Origin of the sequence: Enterococcus malodoratus ATCC 43197, assembly GCF_000407185.1 — a bacterium.
Taxonomy (GTDB): Bacteria; Bacillota; Bacilli; order Lactobacillales; family Enterococcaceae; genus Enterococcus_A; species Enterococcus_A malodoratus.
Genome location: NZ_KE136481.1, coordinates 1755254 through 1769193 on the forward strand (window position 1 = coordinate 1755254; position 13940 = coordinate 1769193).

Below are 13940 nucleotides of genomic sequence, written 5' to 3' on the forward strand. Positions count from 1 at the left end.
TTTCTAACGTAATAAAACACAAAAAAAGCTTGGATTCCTCCAAGCTTAACTGCGTAAAAAGATTAGTATAATTGTTGCAATCACAAAAACGCCCAAAACCAATGTATCTCGTAACGCCCATTGCAGCTTGCGGTATTTGCTGCGGCCCTCACCACCACGGTAACCACGGGCCTCCATTGCAGTCGCTAGATCCTCAGCACGATTAAAGCTGCTGACAAACAACGGAATAAGCAAAGGAACGATTGCCTTAACCTTCTGAATCAAGTTCCCATCATTAAAATCAACTCCGCGTGCCCGTTGTGCGTTCATAATTTTTTCTGTTTCATCCATCAATGTTGGAACAAATCGTAAAGCAATAGACAGCATCAAAGCAATCTCATGAACAGGCAAATGGAATCTTTTTAACGGATTCAATAAAGATTCGATCGCATCTGACATCGATAATGGCGGTGTCGTTAAAGTTAATAATGTCGACATGAAGATGATTAAAACAAACCGACAGAAAATAAACAGACCATTTTGAATTCCGTAAGAAGAAAGGCTAAATACGCCCCATGACCAGTACAAAGTTCCCCCACGCGTAAACAACATCTGCAACGCTACCGTAAAGATGATCAACCAGATCAGCGGCCGAACCCCTCTTAAAAAGAAATTCAAATTTATCTTTGATAAAAACACTGCGAATAGTGTGAAAGCAGCTAAAAACAAATAACTCTGCCAGTTATTCGCCAAAAAAATAATCCCAATAAAATAAAAACTAGCAACCAATTTGGCGCGCGGATCCAAGCGATGAATCAATGAATCCCCTGGGATATAACGACCGAAAATCAATTTATTCATCATGAGCAGGGCCTCCTGCGTGTTTGACGATCCAGTCCGCCAATTCGTTTTCTGTTAACGGCAGTTCTTTAAATTCTGCTCCTCGTGCTTGCATTTTTTCGGCAAAAGCACTCGCCTGAGGCACGCCTAATTGTTTTTCTTTCAACCACGCAACGTTTTCAAAAACTGTTTGTGGATTCCCATGTTTTACGACAAGTCCATTTTCCAAGACATAGACATAGTCCGCAAAATTTGCAACATCATCCATTAAATGAGTGACTAAGACGATCGTCATATTTTTTTCTTTGTGCAAGCGCAAAAACATTTCCATCATTTCTTTACGTCCAAGCGGATCTAACCCTGCCGTCGGCTCATCTAAGACCAAAACCTCTGGCTCCATAGCCAAGACACCAGCGATTGCTACACGACGCATTTGGCCTCCAGAGAGCTCGAATGGGGAACGTTCTAAATACTCTTCGTCCATTCCCACTAATTTTAAGTTTTCTTTTGCTAAAATACGTGCGTCCTCATCACTCACACCAAAATTCTTCGGTCCGAAAGCAATATCTTTGGCCACAGTTTCCTCAAATAATTGAGCCTCAGGAAATTGAAAAACGATCCCAACCTTTTTGCGAACCGGTTTCAAATTTTTATTATCAGTCGTCGAAGTAATTGTTCGATCTCCAATTATGACTTTTCCATCGGTTGGTTTCAACAGAGCATTCAAGTGTTGCAGCAAAGTCGATTTTCCACTACCAGTATGCCCCACCAAAGCGGTATAAGAGCCTTCTTTAATGTTCAAATCGATATCATAAAGTGCACGTTGTTCAAAGGGAGTATTCGGTTGATAAACGTAGCTTACTTTTTCAAAACGGATGTCCATAACCAGTCCATCATCCCTTCTTCATCCAAATAATTCGTTGGTACTGTCACCCCACGAGCTTTCAACGCTGATTTCAATTTCTCAGGAAATGGTAAATCTAATCCTAAAGAAACCAATTCAGGTCCAGCAGAAAAAATTTCATCTGGCGTTCCTTCTTGATATAATTCTCCGTCTCTCATCACCAATATTCGATTGGCACTTGCGGCCTCATCGATATCATGAGTGATCGAAATAACAGTCAGATCGCTTTCTTCTTTAATTTTGTGAATCGTCGCGATAACATCATCACGACCCTCAGGATCTAACATGCTGGTTGCTTCATCCAAAATAATAATATCTGGACGCAAAGCGACTACACCCGCAATCGCCACCCGCTGCTTTTGCCCACCAGATAAGCGAGCTGGCTCACGAGTCGAAAAGTCTTGCATTTTTACTTTTTCCAATGCGTCTTGAACACGACGTTGCATCTCACTACGTTCGATTCCTTGATTTTCTAAACCAAAGGCAACATCGTCTTCCACTGTTGCGCCGACAAATTGATTATCTGGATTTTGAAAGACCATCCCCACCATTCGGCGAATGTCCCAGACAGATTCCTCTGATAATTCCATCCCACCAACGCTGACGGTTCCCTTTTGCGGTAAATGAAGTCCATTGATCGCTTTGGCTAAAGTAGATTTTCCAGATCCGTTATGCCCAACAATAGCGATCCATTCACCTTTGTTGATCGAAAAATTGACATCTTTCAAAGCCGGTGCGGCTTCTTCTTGATAGCTAAATTCAATATGATTGATTTCAATAATTGGCTCCATGGTTACACCCTTCCACCTCTTTGCAAATCTGTTCTAAGCCTAGCAAAAAAGCCTCGTTTTATCAATCCTTGATACTCGATAAAATGCTTTTGTATACCGATCTGTCTTGACAGTATTTTTGGGTATAAAAAAACACTTTATGATGAGTGCCGGCTTCCCAGACATTCTGGGAAGCGGCGCTGAGCTAGACTCGGAGAAAATCTCCAACATCATAACACTCTAAAAGAATCATCTATAAAGTGAAGAGTGATTATTATACAAGTTCTATAACGACCATAGGGGCGTTGTCGCCACGACGAGGTTCAGTTTTTAAGATACGAGTGTATCCTCCTTGACGTTCAGCGTAACGAGGAGCAATGTCATTGAATAATTTTTGTAATGCAGATTCAACAACGATTTCTTCGTTTTCTTCGCGAACTTCAGCTACTTCATTACGCACAAAGCTAGCAGCTTGGCGACGTGCATGAAGATCCCCGCGTTTTCCTAAAGTAATCATCTTTTCAGCAGTTGAACGAACTTCTTTCGCACGAGCTTCAGTCGTAACGATGCGTTCGTTGATAATTAAGTCAGTTGTTAAGTCACGCAACATCGCTTTACGTTGGCTAGATGTGCGTCCTAATTTACGATAACTCACGTAGGTTTCCCTCCTTTGTCAACAATATTAATCGTCTTTACGTAGTCCTAATCCTAGATCATGTAATTTAGCCTTCACTTCTTCAAGTGATTTACGACCCAAATTACGTACTTTGATCATTTCAGGTTCAGACTTATTCGTTAGTTCTTGAACCGTATTAATTCCAGCACGTTTCAAGCAATTGTACGAACGTACAGACAAGTCTAGTTCTTCGATGGTCATTTCTAACATTTTTTCTTTTTGCGTTTCTTCTTTTTCTACCATGATTTCAGCATTTTTCGCTTCATCAGTAAGATTAACAAAAATATCCAAATGTTCAGTTAAAATTTTCGCTGCAAGACTCAATGCTTCTTGAGCAATGATCGATCCGTCAGTCCAAATTTCCATCGTTAATTTATCGAAATCATCACGACGACCAACACGTGTGTTTTCAACTTGATAGTTTACTTTACGTACAGGTGTATAGATAGAATCGACTGGAAGGACACCAATTGGCATATCTTCCTTTTTATTTTCGTCTGCTTGAACATAGCCTCGACCAGGTTTTACTGTTAAGCGAGCATGAAATGTTGCGCCTTCAGAAACAGTACAGATGTACATATCTTTATTCAAGATTTCAACGTCACTGTCAACGATAATATCGCCGGCAGTTACCGTAGCTGGTCCAGTAATATCGATCTCAAGGGTTTTTTCTTCTTCGGCGAATAATTTCAACGCCAAACCTTTGATATTCAAGATGATTTGTACAACGTCTTCTCTTACACCTTTGATGGTTGAAAATTCGTGTAACACCCCATCGATTTGAATATTAGTAATGGCAGCGCCTGGTAAAGAAGAAAGTAGAATACGACGTAGAGAATTACCTAAAGTAGTTCCATAACCTCTTTCCAAAGGTTCAACAACGAACTTGCCATAATCTCTGTCTTCATCAATTTTTGTGATTCTTGGTTTTTCGAATTCAATCATTCTTGTCTTTTACCCCTTTCAAAACGAAAAGTGTCTTGTTCAATGACGTTCCTGTAAAACTCATAGAGTTGGGCACTCATTAAACACGACGGCGTTTTGGAGGGCGGCATCCATTATGAGGTACTGGAGTCACGTCACGAATTGCAGTTACTTCTAAACCAGTTGCTTGCAATGAACGAATCGCTGCTTCACGACCAGAACCAGGTCCTTTAACAGTTACTTCAACACTTTTCAATCCATGTTCCATTGCAGCTTTTGTTGCTGTTTCAGCAGCCATTTGAGCAGCGAAAGGTGTAGATTTTTTACTACCCTTGAAGCCTAATGAACCTGCAGATGACCATGCAACGGCATTACCGCTTGCATCAGTAATCATGATGATTGTATTATTAAAAGTCGAATGAATATGAGCAATACCGGTTTCAATATTCTTCTTCACACGACGTTTACGATTAACTTTCTTTGCTACCATGAAGATTTATACCTCCTTCACTAATTATTTTTTCTTGCCGGCAATAGCGCGAGCTGGGCCTTTACGAGTACGAGCATTGTTCTTAGTGTTTTGTCCACGTGTAGGCAAGCCACGACGATGACGGATTCCACGGTAAGAACCGATTTCCATCAAACGTTTGATGTTTAAGTTAGTTTCACGACGAAGATCGCCTTCAACTTTTAATTTATCAACTTCAGCACGAATAGCGTCAGTTTGTTCATTTGTTAAATCACGTACACGAACATCTTCTGAAACACCTGCATCGGCTAAAACTTGTTTCGCTGTAGTATTTCCAATACCGTAAATATAAGTAAGTGAAATTACCACGCGTTTATCACGAGGAATATCTACTCCTGCAATACGAGCCATACTTAATTACACCTCCAATTATCCTTGACGTTGTTTATGTTTTGGGTTTGCTGGGCAAATCACCATAACACGTCCATTACGACGAATTACTTTACAATGTTCACACATTGGTTTTACTGATGGTCTTACTTTCATGATTATACCTCCTGAAGTTTTACGGAGTACAACTTACTTAAAGCGATAGGTAATGCGACCACGGCTCAAATCGTATGGAGAAAGTTCAACAGTAACCTTATCTCCAGGTAAAATTCTGATGTAATACATCCGGATTTTACCAGATACGTGTGCAAGAACTTCGTGTCCGTTTTCCAATTCGACTTTAAACATTGCATTCGGCAAAGTTTCGACGACTGTTCCTTCGATTTCAATCATATCTTCTTTTGCCACGCAGAGTACCTCCTTGTAGTTGTTTCGCATTTTCACACGATAAAATGGCGGAAACTGCAGTTCCCACCCTAATTCTAAAGTTAACTTCTAAATAACTAGAAGTCAGACTGACAAATTCTATCATAAAACATCGAACTTGGCAAGATAAACTGCATCTCAAGTCGGTAGGCAAATTATTTTTCGATAATCTTTTCTACATCCGCAAATACGGCATCAATTTCACGATCTCCATCAACTGGATACAGCAGAGCTTCTTCATCATAGTAAGCTAAAATTGGTTCACTGTTTTTAACATTCACAGATAAACGATTTTTAACTGTTTCTGGCTTATCATCTTCACGTTGATAGAATTCATGGCCACCGCAGCGATCACAAGTTCCTTCTACTTTCGTAGGATTGAAGATTTTATGATAAGTTGCGCCACAATTGCGGCACATGAAGCGTCCTGCCAAACGTTCAACTAACACTTCTTCTGCTACTTGAATTTCAATCACAGCATCAATCTTTTTATTCAAGTCTTTTAACATCTCAGCTAATGCTTTGGCTTGATCCAAAGTACGAGGGAATCCGTCCAACAAGAACCCTTTATCAGTGTCCTTTTGAGCTAAACGTTCCTTCACGATACCGTTAGTAACTTCGTCTGGGACCAAATCCCCTGCATCCATATAAGATTTTGCTTTCAATCCGAGTGTTGTCTCGTTTTTGATTGCTTCTCGGAACATATCCCCCGTGCTGATGTGTGGAATATTGTACGTTGCAACAATTCTTTCTGCTTGTGTTCCTTTTCCTGCCCCTGGCAGCCCCATTAAGATCAGGTTCATTGCTTTCCCTCCTAAGTATTTGAAGCCAGAACGGCGTTGAGGAAAACCCTCAACACACGAATCTATTCTTCATCCATGAATCCGACATAACGTCGTTTTAACCTGAGTCCTTCTAATTGTTTTGCAGTTTCTAGCGCAACTCCGACCACGATCAATAGACTAGTACCACCCAGTCCGATTGATTGCGGCAAGTTCCAAATCATTTGCGCGATGATTGGAATCAAGGCGATCAAACCTAAGAAAATAGCTCCGACCACACTTAAACGCATCAAAATTGCAGAAACATATTCTTCCGTACCTTTCCCTGGTCTTACACGAGGAATATAACTTCCTTGTTTTTGTAAGTTCTCTGCTAGTTTTTCAGGATTGACCTGAACAAACGCATAGAAGAAGGTGAAGGCAACAATCAGAACAGTATAAATCGCAGCACCTGGAATCGTGTTATAACTGAACAACTTCGTTAAAACATCATACCAGCCTTCCGCGCTATACTTGCTAGCTAATGCCTGCAATACCGCATTCGGTGTTGCTATGAATGAGCTGGCAAAGATAACTGGAATAACCCCAGCAGCATTTACTTTTAATGGTAGATAACTGCTTGTTGGCGCGCCAACGACTTGTTTTGTATATTGAATTGGAATTTTTCTTTCCGCTTGTTGGAAGTACGTTACAAAAACGACAATCAACAAAATTGCGACAAGTAAAATTACAACGAAAATAACCGATTTCCAAAGATCACTAGAATCAATGTTTACGAAATAATCATCATAAATATCTTTGATGCTTTGTGGTAATCGAGAAATGATCCCCGCAAAGATAATCATTGATACACCATTTCCAATTCCTTTTTCGGTGATCTGTTCTCCCAGCCAAGTAACAAACATGGTACCCGCTGTAAGAATGACACCAATCGTTACGAACGTTTGAACGTTACGATTTGGTACAAAACCAAATTGTGCAAAATAGTCAAACCCAGCTGTAATACTTACAGACTGAATAAAAGCCAAGATTAAAGTCAAGTAACGAGTTGCTTGATTCAGCTTCTTACGACCGACCTCACCTTGTTTTGACCATTCGACAAATTTAGGAATAATATCCATTTGCAACAACTGAATAACAATTGAAGCAGTGATATATGGAGAAACCCCCATAGAAAAAATTGAGAAGTTTTGCATAGCCGAGCCACTAACCATATTCAGCATTCTGAAAAATGGCATTTCACTCAGACCTTGCAACCCATGCGCATCAACACCCGGTACAGTGATTTGTGCACCTAACCGGAAAATCAATAGCATTAAAACGGTGAATAGAATCCGTGATCGGATGTTCTGAACTTTGAATGAATCCTTTAAAAGTTTGAACATTAAATCACCTCGATTGAACCACCAGCAGCTTCAATTGTTTCTTGAGCATGTTTAGAGAATTTTGCTGCTTTAACGGTTAGTTTCTTGTCTAATGATCCGTTTCCTAAAACTTTGATTCCAGCTTTTTCGTTTTTCACGATTCCAGCTTCAACTAGAGCAACAGGTGTTACTTCAGTTCCATCTTCAAAACGATTTAAGACATCTAAATTGATTACAGCATATTCTTTACGATTCACGTTAGTAAATCCGCGTTTTGGTAAACGACGGAATAAAGGAGTTTGACCACCTTCAAAACCTAAACGTACACCGCCGCCTGAACGAGCCTTTTGACCTTTTTGACCACGTCCAGATGTTTTTCCGTTACCTGATGAAGTACCACGTCCAACGCGGTTGCGAACTTTACGTGAACCTTCGGCAGGTTGTAATTCATGAAGTTTCATTATATTGGGCACCTCCTTAGATTTTAATCATCATTGGTTTTTAAACTTCTTCTACGTCCACTAAATGAGACACTGTGTTAACCATACCTTTGATTGCATCATTAGCAGGTTTAACAACTGTGCTGTTCATTTTCTTTAGACCCAACGCTTTAACAGTATCGCGTTGGTTTTGAGGACGTCCGATAATACTGCGTGTTAAAGTAATTTTCAATTCAGCCATTTCATTCGTCCTCCTTAATTAGCTAAGTTTTCAACAGAAATGCCGCGTAATTGCGCCACGTCTTCTGCTTTTTTCAATTGAGTTAACCCTTCAACAGTTGCGCGAACAACGTTGATTGGTGTATTTGAACCTAAAGATTTAGAAGTCACATCAGCAACGCCAGCTAATTCCAAGACGGCACGAACTGGTCCACCAGCAGCAACCCCAGCCCCTTCAACGGCAGGTTTCATTAAAATACGTCCGCCGCCGAATACACCAATAACTTCGTGAGGAAGCGTAGTTCCTACCATTGGTACTTCGACTAGATTTTTCTTAGCATCTTCGATTGCTTTACGAATTGCTTCAGGTACTTCTTGTGCTTTACCAGTACCAAAGCCTACGTGTCCGTTCTTGTCACCGACAACGACTAATGCTGCGAAACGTAGACGACGTCCACCTTTAACAACTTTAGTAACACGGTTGATCGCAACAACGCGGTCTTCTAATTCCAAATGTTTTGGATCGATATAAACCATGAATGGTGTTCCTCCTTCTCCTAAAATTCTAGTCCATTTTCGCGTGCAGCTTCAGCTAAAGTTGCTACGCGGCCATGGTAAAGGTATCCACCACGGTCAAAGACTACTTTCTTAATACCTTTTTCTGATGCACGTTCTGCGATTAGTTTCCCAACAGCTTGTGCTTGTTCAGTTTTTGTTCCACCTGAAATTTCTTTATCCAAGGCAGAGGCACTTGCTAGCGTCACACCCGCTACGTCATCAATTACTTGCGCGTAGATGTTTTTGTTAGAACGGAAAACGTTCAAGCGTGGGCACTCAGCAGTACCAGAGATTTTGTTACGTACACGCATATGGCGCTTTTGGCGTGTTTTGTTTTTATCTGGTTTTGTAATCACAATTGTCACCTCTATATTTAAGCTGGCCTAAGCCGCATGTAGGTTCGACCTACTATTTACCAGTTTTACCTTCTTTACGACGTACATATTCGCCAACATAACGAATACCTTTGCCTTTATAAGGTTCTGGAGGACGAGTACCGCGGATTTTCGCAGCTAATTCGCCAACTACTTCTTTGTTTGATCCTTTAACCACTACTTGAGTGTTTGCAGGAACTTCGATTGTAACGCCTTCTGGAGCTACGATCTCAACTGGATGTGAGTAACCAACGTTCAATACAAGTTTTGAACCTTGTAATTGAGCACGGTACCCAACCCCGATTAATTCTAATGCTTTTTGGAACCCTTCAGAAACACCAACAACCATGTTATTGAAGTTTGCACGAGTTGTTCCGTGAATTGTTTTCATCTCTTTGCTGTCGTTTGGACGAGTGAATGTTACTTCGTTCCCTTCGATATTCATTGCGATATCAGAAGAGAAAGTACGAGTTAATTCACCTTTAGGTCCTTTAACAGTAACGTCGTTTCCGCTTTGAGTTACTTCAACTCCTGCAGGTAAAACGACTACTTTATTACCAATACGGCTCACTTAAAGACACCTCCTCATGGATTGTTTGATCTTACCAAACGTAAGCTAGCACTTCGCCGCCGACGTTTTTACCTCTTGCTTCTTTATCGGTTACTAAACCTTCAGAAGTAGAAATGATTGCGATACCTAAACCGTTTAATACTTTTGGTACTTCGTCAGCTTTGACATAAGCACGCAAGCCTGGTTTAGAAATACGTTTTAAGTTTGTGATAACACGTTCGTCATTTTTACCGTATTTAAGAAAAACACGGATCATGCCTTGTTTGTCATCTTCGATATATTCAACATCACGTACGAAACCTTCACGTTTAAGGATTTCGGCGATATCACGTTTGATTTTTGAAGCAGGTACTTCTAACGAATCGTGTTTTACCATGTTGGCATTACGAATGCGTGTTAGAAAATCTGCAATTGGATCTGTCATGACCATTGAACTGTTTACCTCCTTTATGCGAGTTTGTTTTACCAGCTAGCTTTCTTCACGCCGGGAATTTGACCTTTGTAGGCAAGTTCGCGGAAGCAAATACGGCAAAGATGAAATTTACGATAAACTGAATGTGGACGTCCGCAACGTTCGCAGCGAGTGTACTCTTGCGTTGAATGTTTTGCAGGGCGTTTGTTTTTAGCAATCATTGATTTTTTAGCCAATTTTTTCGCCTCCTTGATTATTTTTGGAATGGCATTCCAAGTTGTGTTAATAATTCGCGTGATTCTTCGTCGGTTTTAGCAGTTGTTACAACAACGATATCCATACCACGGACTTTATCAACTAAATCATAATCTACTTCAGGGAAGATCAATTGTTCTTTAACACCTAAAGTAAAGTTACCACGGCCATCAAAGGATTTTTTGCTTACTCCATGGAAGTCACGTACACGTGGAAGTGATACAGACACTAATTTGTCTAAGAATTCATACATTCTTTCTCCACGTAGTGTTACTTTCGCACCGATTGGCATTCCTTCACGCAAACGGAATCCAGCGATTGATTTTTTAGCTTTAGTGATAATTGGTTTTTGACCAGAAATTAACGCTAATTCTTCAACAGCTTTATCTAAGTTTTTTGCATTTGATACCGCATCACCAACACCCATGTTGATGACAATCTTTTCAACTTTAGGAACTTCCATAACTGAATCATAATTGAATTTTTCCATCAAAGATGGTGTAATTTCACTTACAAATTTTTCTTTTAGGCGGTTCATCTATAAGATCCTCCTTCCTTGTTTAATTATTTATCTAAAGTTTCGCCGGTTTTCTTAGAAACACGGACTTTTTTGCCGTCAACCACTTTATAGCCAACGCGTGTCGCTTCTCCGTTTGAAGGGTCGATCACCATAACATTAGAAGCATGAATTGGTGCTTCTACCTCAACGATTCCGCCTTGAGGGGCTTCTTGAGAGGCCTTTTTATGTTTTTTAACGACATTGATGCCTTCAACAACGACTTTATCTTGTTTAGGAAGGGCTTCTAATACAACGCCTTCTTTATTTCTGTCTTTACCAGAGATAACTTTTACTTTATCGCCTTTTTTAACGAACATTACTGTTGCGCACCTCCTTTGGTTGAATCTTTCGATTATAATACTTCCGGTGCCAATGAAACGATCTTCATGAAGTTGCCTTCGCGTAATTCACGAGCGACAGGTCCGAAGATACGTGTTCCTCTTGGGCTCTTGTCATCACGAATGATAACAGCTGCATTTTCATCAAATTTGATATAAGAACCATCAGTACGGCGAGCGCCTGATTTAGTTCGAACGATAACGGCTTTAACGACATCACCTTTTTTGACAACACCACCTGGCGTTGCTTGTTTAACCGTAGCAACAATCACATCACCGATATTTGCGGTTTTGCGACCAGATCCGCCAAGAACTTTAATAGTTAAAATTTCACGAGCGCCTGAATTGTCAGCGATTTTTAAACGGCTTTCTGCTTGGATCACTTGTGTATCCTCCTTTCAGATTTAAAAAACATCTATATAGGAAAATCTCGTGTGATTAGATAATCACTGCTTTTTCAACAATTTCAACCAGACGGAAACGTTTGGTAGCTGATAATGGACGAGTTTCCATGATTTTCACGATATCGCCAATTTTTGCTTCATTGTTTTCATCGTGAGCTTTGTATTTTTTAGAATACTTCATACGCTTACCGTAGATTGGATGGTTCTTCTTGGTCTCAACGACAACAGTGATCGTTTTGTCCATTTTGTCAGATACCACGCGTCCTTGATAAACTTTACGTTGATTTCTTTCTTCAGTCATACTGGAAATGGCCTCCTTCCACTATTTGTCAGCTTGCTCGTGCAACACAGTTTTAATGCGTGCAATCGATTTACGTACTTCTTTAATACGTGCAGTGTTTTCTAATTGACCTGTTGCTAATTGAAATCTAAGATTGAACAATTCTTCTTTTAATTGTTTTTCTTGATCTAGCATTTCGGCAGTGGTTAATTCTCTGATATCTTTAACCTTCATTCGATTCACCACCCATTTCCTCGCGTTTTACGATCTTAGTCTTCATTGGTAATTTGTGAGAGGCAAGACGTAATGCTTCACGCGCAACTTCTTCAGGAACGCCGGCGATTTCAAACATAATCTTACCGCGTTTAACTGGTGAAACCCAGCCTTCAGGAGCCCCTTTACCTTTACCCATACGTACGCCGATGGCTTTTGATGTATATGATTTATGAGGGAAAATCTTAATCCATACTTTCCCACCACGTTTCATGTAACGAGTCATAGCGATACGTGATGCTTCGATTTGGCGGTTAGTGATCCAGTGTGATTCAACAGCTTGTAAGCCGAATTCACCAAATGCGATTTCTTTACCACCTTTAGCTTCTCCACGCATTTTACCGCGGAATTCACGACGGTGTTTTACACGTTTAGGTACTAACATGATTATTTCCCTCCTTTCTCAGTGTTTTTCTTTGTAGGAAGAATTTCTCCACGATAAATCCACACTTTAACTCCTAGTTTTCCGTATGTTGTATTCGCTTCTTCCCAAGCGTAGTCGATATCTGCACGCAATGTATGAAGAGGAACAGTACCTTCTGAGTATCCTTCTGAACGAGCGATATCCGCACCATTCAAACGACCAGATACTTGAGTTTTGATTCCTTTAGCGCCTGAACGCATAGTGCGTTGGATCGCTTGTTTTTGCGCACGGCGGAAAGCAACACGGTTTTCTAATTGACGTGCAATTCCTTCTCCGACTAGTTTTGCATCTAAATCTGGTTTTTTGATTTCAACAATGTTGATGTGAACTCGTTTACCAGTTAATTTATTTAATTCTTTTCTTAGGCTTTCAACTTCAGATCCGCCTTTACCGATAACCATGCCAGGCTTAGCTGTGTGGATTGAAATGTTTACACGATTTGCAGCGCGTTCGATTTCAACTGTTGACACAGCGGCATCAGCAAGTTTAGTTGCGATGAACTTACGGATTCTCAAATCTTCGTGTAGAAATTCAGCATACTCTTTTTCGGCATACCATTTAGCATCCCACTCACGGATAATGCCTACACGCATTCCAATAGGATTTACTTTTTGACCCACTGATTATCCCTCCCTATTTTTCTGATACCACAACGGTAATATGACTTGTACGTTTGTTAATTGGTGAAGCTGAACCTTTTGCACGTGGACGGAAACGTTTCATTGTTGGTCCTTCGTTAACAAATGCTTCAGAAACTACCAAATTTTCAACATCTAAGTCAAAGTTGTTTTCTGCGTTAGCAACAGCTGACATCATAACTTTTTCAATGATTCCAGCAGATTTATTTGGTGTAAATTTCAAAATCGAAATTGCTTCCGCTACGCTTTTTCCTCTAATAAGATCGATAACTAAACGCGCCTTGCGAGGAGAAGTGCGAACTGTTTTCGCAGTTGCCTTAGCTGATGTAATTTGTTCTGCCATGTTAATATCCTCCCCTCAAAATTAACGTCTTGTTTTCTTATCGTCGGCGGCATGTCCACGATAAGTTCTTGATGGTGCAAATTCACCTAATTTATGTCCTACCATGTCTTCCTGGATGTAAACTGGCACATGTTTGCGTCCGTCATAAACAGCAATTGTAAATCCTACAAAACTAGGGAAAATTGTTGAACGACGAGACCAAGTTTTAATAACTTTTTTCTTTTCAACACCTTGTTGCGCTTCGACCTTTTTCATCAAATGGTCATCAACGAAAGGTCCTTTTTTCAAACTACGACCCATGGTGTACCTCCTCTCAAAATATGCGACA

27 protein-coding genes are annotated in these 13940 nt (G+C 40.3%); all 27 read right to left on the bottom strand.

The genetic code is table 11. The features are described 5' to 3' along the window. Positions 1-45: 45 nt before the first annotated feature. The gene (locus tag I585_RS08525) at positions 46-843 is read right to left on the bottom strand and encodes an energy-coupling factor transporter transmembrane component T family protein (protein WP_010742779.1); all 798 of its coding nucleotides are present in this window, start codon (positions 841-843) and stop codon (positions 46-48) included. Then, entirely contained in the window at positions 833-1702 is an 870-nt protein-coding gene (locus I585_RS08530) for an energy-coupling factor ABC transporter ATP-binding protein (protein ID WP_010742778.1), read from the bottom strand. Before I585_RS08530 ends, I585_RS08525 begins: the two co-directional genes overlap by 11 nt. Then, a complete protein-coding gene (locus I585_RS08535; protein ID WP_010742777.1) occupies positions 1678-2514 on the bottom strand; it encodes an energy-coupling factor ABC transporter ATP-binding protein in 837 nt (278 codons plus the stop codon). Before I585_RS08535 ends, I585_RS08530 begins: the two co-directional genes overlap by 25 nt. A gap of 253 nt (positions 2515-2767) precedes the next feature. Next, the gene (gene rplQ, locus I585_RS08540; protein ID WP_010742776.1) at positions 2768-3148 is read right to left on the bottom strand and encodes a 50S ribosomal protein L17; all 381 of its coding nucleotides are present in this window, start codon (positions 3146-3148) and stop codon (positions 2768-2770) included. Positions 3149-3175: 27 nt separating this feature from the next. Further along, on the bottom strand, positions 3176-4114 hold the full coding sequence (locus I585_RS08545; RefSeq protein WP_010742775.1) for a DNA-directed RNA polymerase subunit alpha: 939 nt from the start codon (positions 4112-4114) through the stop codon (positions 3176-3178). A gap of 79 nt (positions 4115-4193) precedes the next feature. Next, the gene (gene rpsK, locus I585_RS08550) at positions 4194-4583 is read right to left on the bottom strand and encodes a 30S ribosomal protein S11 (RefSeq protein WP_010742774.1); all 390 of its coding nucleotides are present in this window, start codon (positions 4581-4583) and stop codon (positions 4194-4196) included. A 24-nt stretch (positions 4584-4607) separates the two neighbouring features. Further along, positions 4608-4973: a 30S ribosomal protein S13 gene (gene rpsM, locus I585_RS08555; protein WP_010742773.1), complete on the bottom strand. Its 366-nt coding sequence runs from the start codon at positions 4971-4973 to the stop codon at positions 4608-4610. Between the two features lie 18 nt (positions 4974-4991). Further along, positions 4992-5108 (bottom strand): 50S ribosomal protein L36, encoded by a 117-nt coding sequence (gene rpmJ, locus I585_RS08560; RefSeq protein WP_010742772.1) that lies wholly within the window; start codon positions 5106-5108, stop codon positions 4992-4994. 33 nt (positions 5109-5141) lie between these two features. Further along, complete coding sequence (gene infA / locus I585_RS08565; RefSeq protein WP_010742771.1) at positions 5142-5360, bottom strand: translation initiation factor IF-1; 219 nt, start codon at positions 5358-5360, stop codon at positions 5142-5144. A 173-nt stretch (positions 5361-5533) separates the two neighbouring features. Continuing rightward, positions 5534-6181: an adenylate kinase gene (locus I585_RS08570; RefSeq protein WP_010742770.1), complete on the bottom strand. Its 648-nt coding sequence runs from the start codon at positions 6179-6181 to the stop codon at positions 5534-5536. 62 nt (positions 6182-6243) lie between these two features. After that, complete coding sequence (gene secY, locus I585_RS08575) at positions 6244-7545, bottom strand: preprotein translocase subunit SecY (RefSeq protein ID WP_010742769.1); 1302 nt, start codon at positions 7543-7545, stop codon at positions 6244-6246. Then, the gene (gene rplO, locus I585_RS08580; protein WP_010742768.1) at positions 7545-7985 is read right to left on the bottom strand and encodes a 50S ribosomal protein L15; all 441 of its coding nucleotides are present in this window, start codon (positions 7983-7985) and stop codon (positions 7545-7547) included. Before rplO ends, secY begins: the two co-directional genes overlap by 1 nt. Positions 7986-8025: 40 nt before the next feature. Beyond that, complete coding sequence (gene rpmD, locus I585_RS08585) at positions 8026-8205, bottom strand: 50S ribosomal protein L30 (protein WP_010742767.1); 180 nt, start codon at positions 8203-8205, stop codon at positions 8026-8028. A 14-nt stretch (positions 8206-8219) separates the two neighbouring features. Beyond that, on the bottom strand, positions 8220-8720 hold the full coding sequence (gene rpsE / locus I585_RS08590; RefSeq protein WP_010742766.1) for a 30S ribosomal protein S5: 501 nt from the start codon (positions 8718-8720) through the stop codon (positions 8220-8222). A gap of 20 nt (positions 8721-8740) precedes the next feature. Beyond that, positions 8741-9097 (bottom strand): 50S ribosomal protein L18, encoded by a 357-nt coding sequence (rplR, locus tag I585_RS08595; RefSeq protein WP_010742765.1) that lies wholly within the window; start codon positions 9095-9097, stop codon positions 8741-8743. Positions 9098-9149: 52 nt separating this feature from the next. Further along, a complete protein-coding gene (gene rplF, locus I585_RS08600) occupies positions 9150-9686 on the bottom strand; it encodes a 50S ribosomal protein L6 (protein ID WP_010742764.1) in 537 nt (178 codons plus the stop codon). A 31-nt stretch (positions 9687-9717) separates the two neighbouring features. After that, positions 9718-10116 (bottom strand): 30S ribosomal protein S8, encoded by a 399-nt coding sequence (gene rpsH / locus I585_RS08605; protein WP_010742763.1) that lies wholly within the window; start codon positions 10114-10116, stop codon positions 9718-9720. 32 nt (positions 10117-10148) lie between these two features. Continuing rightward, positions 10149-10334, bottom strand: a complete 186-nt coding sequence (locus I585_RS08610; protein ID WP_028020384.1) for a type Z 30S ribosomal protein S14 — start codon at positions 10332-10334, stop codon at positions 10149-10151. Between the two features lie 17 nt (positions 10335-10351). Continuing rightward, the gene (gene rplE, locus I585_RS08615; RefSeq protein WP_010742762.1) at positions 10352-10891 is read right to left on the bottom strand and encodes a 50S ribosomal protein L5; all 540 of its coding nucleotides are present in this window, start codon (positions 10889-10891) and stop codon (positions 10352-10354) included. A 26-nt stretch (positions 10892-10917) separates the two neighbouring features. After that, positions 10918-11229 carry a 50S ribosomal protein L24 gene (gene rplX / locus I585_RS08620; protein ID WP_010742761.1) on the bottom strand — a complete coding sequence of 104 codons (312 nt, stop codon included), beginning with the start codon at positions 11227-11229 and terminating at the stop codon, positions 10918-10920. Between the two features lie 35 nt (positions 11230-11264). Continuing rightward, positions 11265-11633 (bottom strand): 50S ribosomal protein L14, encoded by a 369-nt coding sequence (gene rplN, locus I585_RS08625; RefSeq protein WP_010742760.1) that lies wholly within the window; start codon positions 11631-11633, stop codon positions 11265-11267. A gap of 55 nt (positions 11634-11688) precedes the next feature. Next, positions 11689-11955 (bottom strand): 30S ribosomal protein S17, encoded by a 267-nt coding sequence (gene rpsQ / locus I585_RS08630; RefSeq protein WP_010742759.1) that lies wholly within the window; start codon positions 11953-11955, stop codon positions 11689-11691. Positions 11956-11976: 21 nt separating this feature from the next. Next, positions 11977-12168: a 50S ribosomal protein L29 gene (gene rpmC, locus I585_RS08635; RefSeq protein WP_010742758.1), complete on the bottom strand. Its 192-nt coding sequence runs from the start codon at positions 12166-12168 to the stop codon at positions 11977-11979. Further along, the gene (gene rplP, locus I585_RS08640; protein WP_010742757.1) at positions 12158-12592 is read right to left on the bottom strand and encodes a 50S ribosomal protein L16; all 435 of its coding nucleotides are present in this window, start codon (positions 12590-12592) and stop codon (positions 12158-12160) included. The genes rpmC and rplP overlap by 11 nt, the downstream gene beginning before the upstream one ends. A 2-nt stretch (positions 12593-12594) precedes the next feature. Further along, positions 12595-13251: a 30S ribosomal protein S3 gene (gene rpsC / locus I585_RS08645; protein WP_010742756.1), complete on the bottom strand. Its 657-nt coding sequence runs from the start codon at positions 13249-13251 to the stop codon at positions 12595-12597. Between the two features lie 13 nt (positions 13252-13264). Beyond that, on the bottom strand, positions 13265-13612 hold the full coding sequence (gene rplV / locus I585_RS08650) for a 50S ribosomal protein L22 (RefSeq protein WP_010742755.1): 348 nt from the start codon (positions 13610-13612) through the stop codon (positions 13265-13267). Positions 13613-13633: 21 nt separating this feature from the next. Beyond that, positions 13634-13912, bottom strand: coding sequence for a 30S ribosomal protein S19 (gene rpsS, locus I585_RS08655; RefSeq protein ID WP_010742754.1), 279 nt, complete (start codon positions 13910-13912; stop codon positions 13634-13636). Positions 13913-13940: the final 28 nt, after the last annotated feature.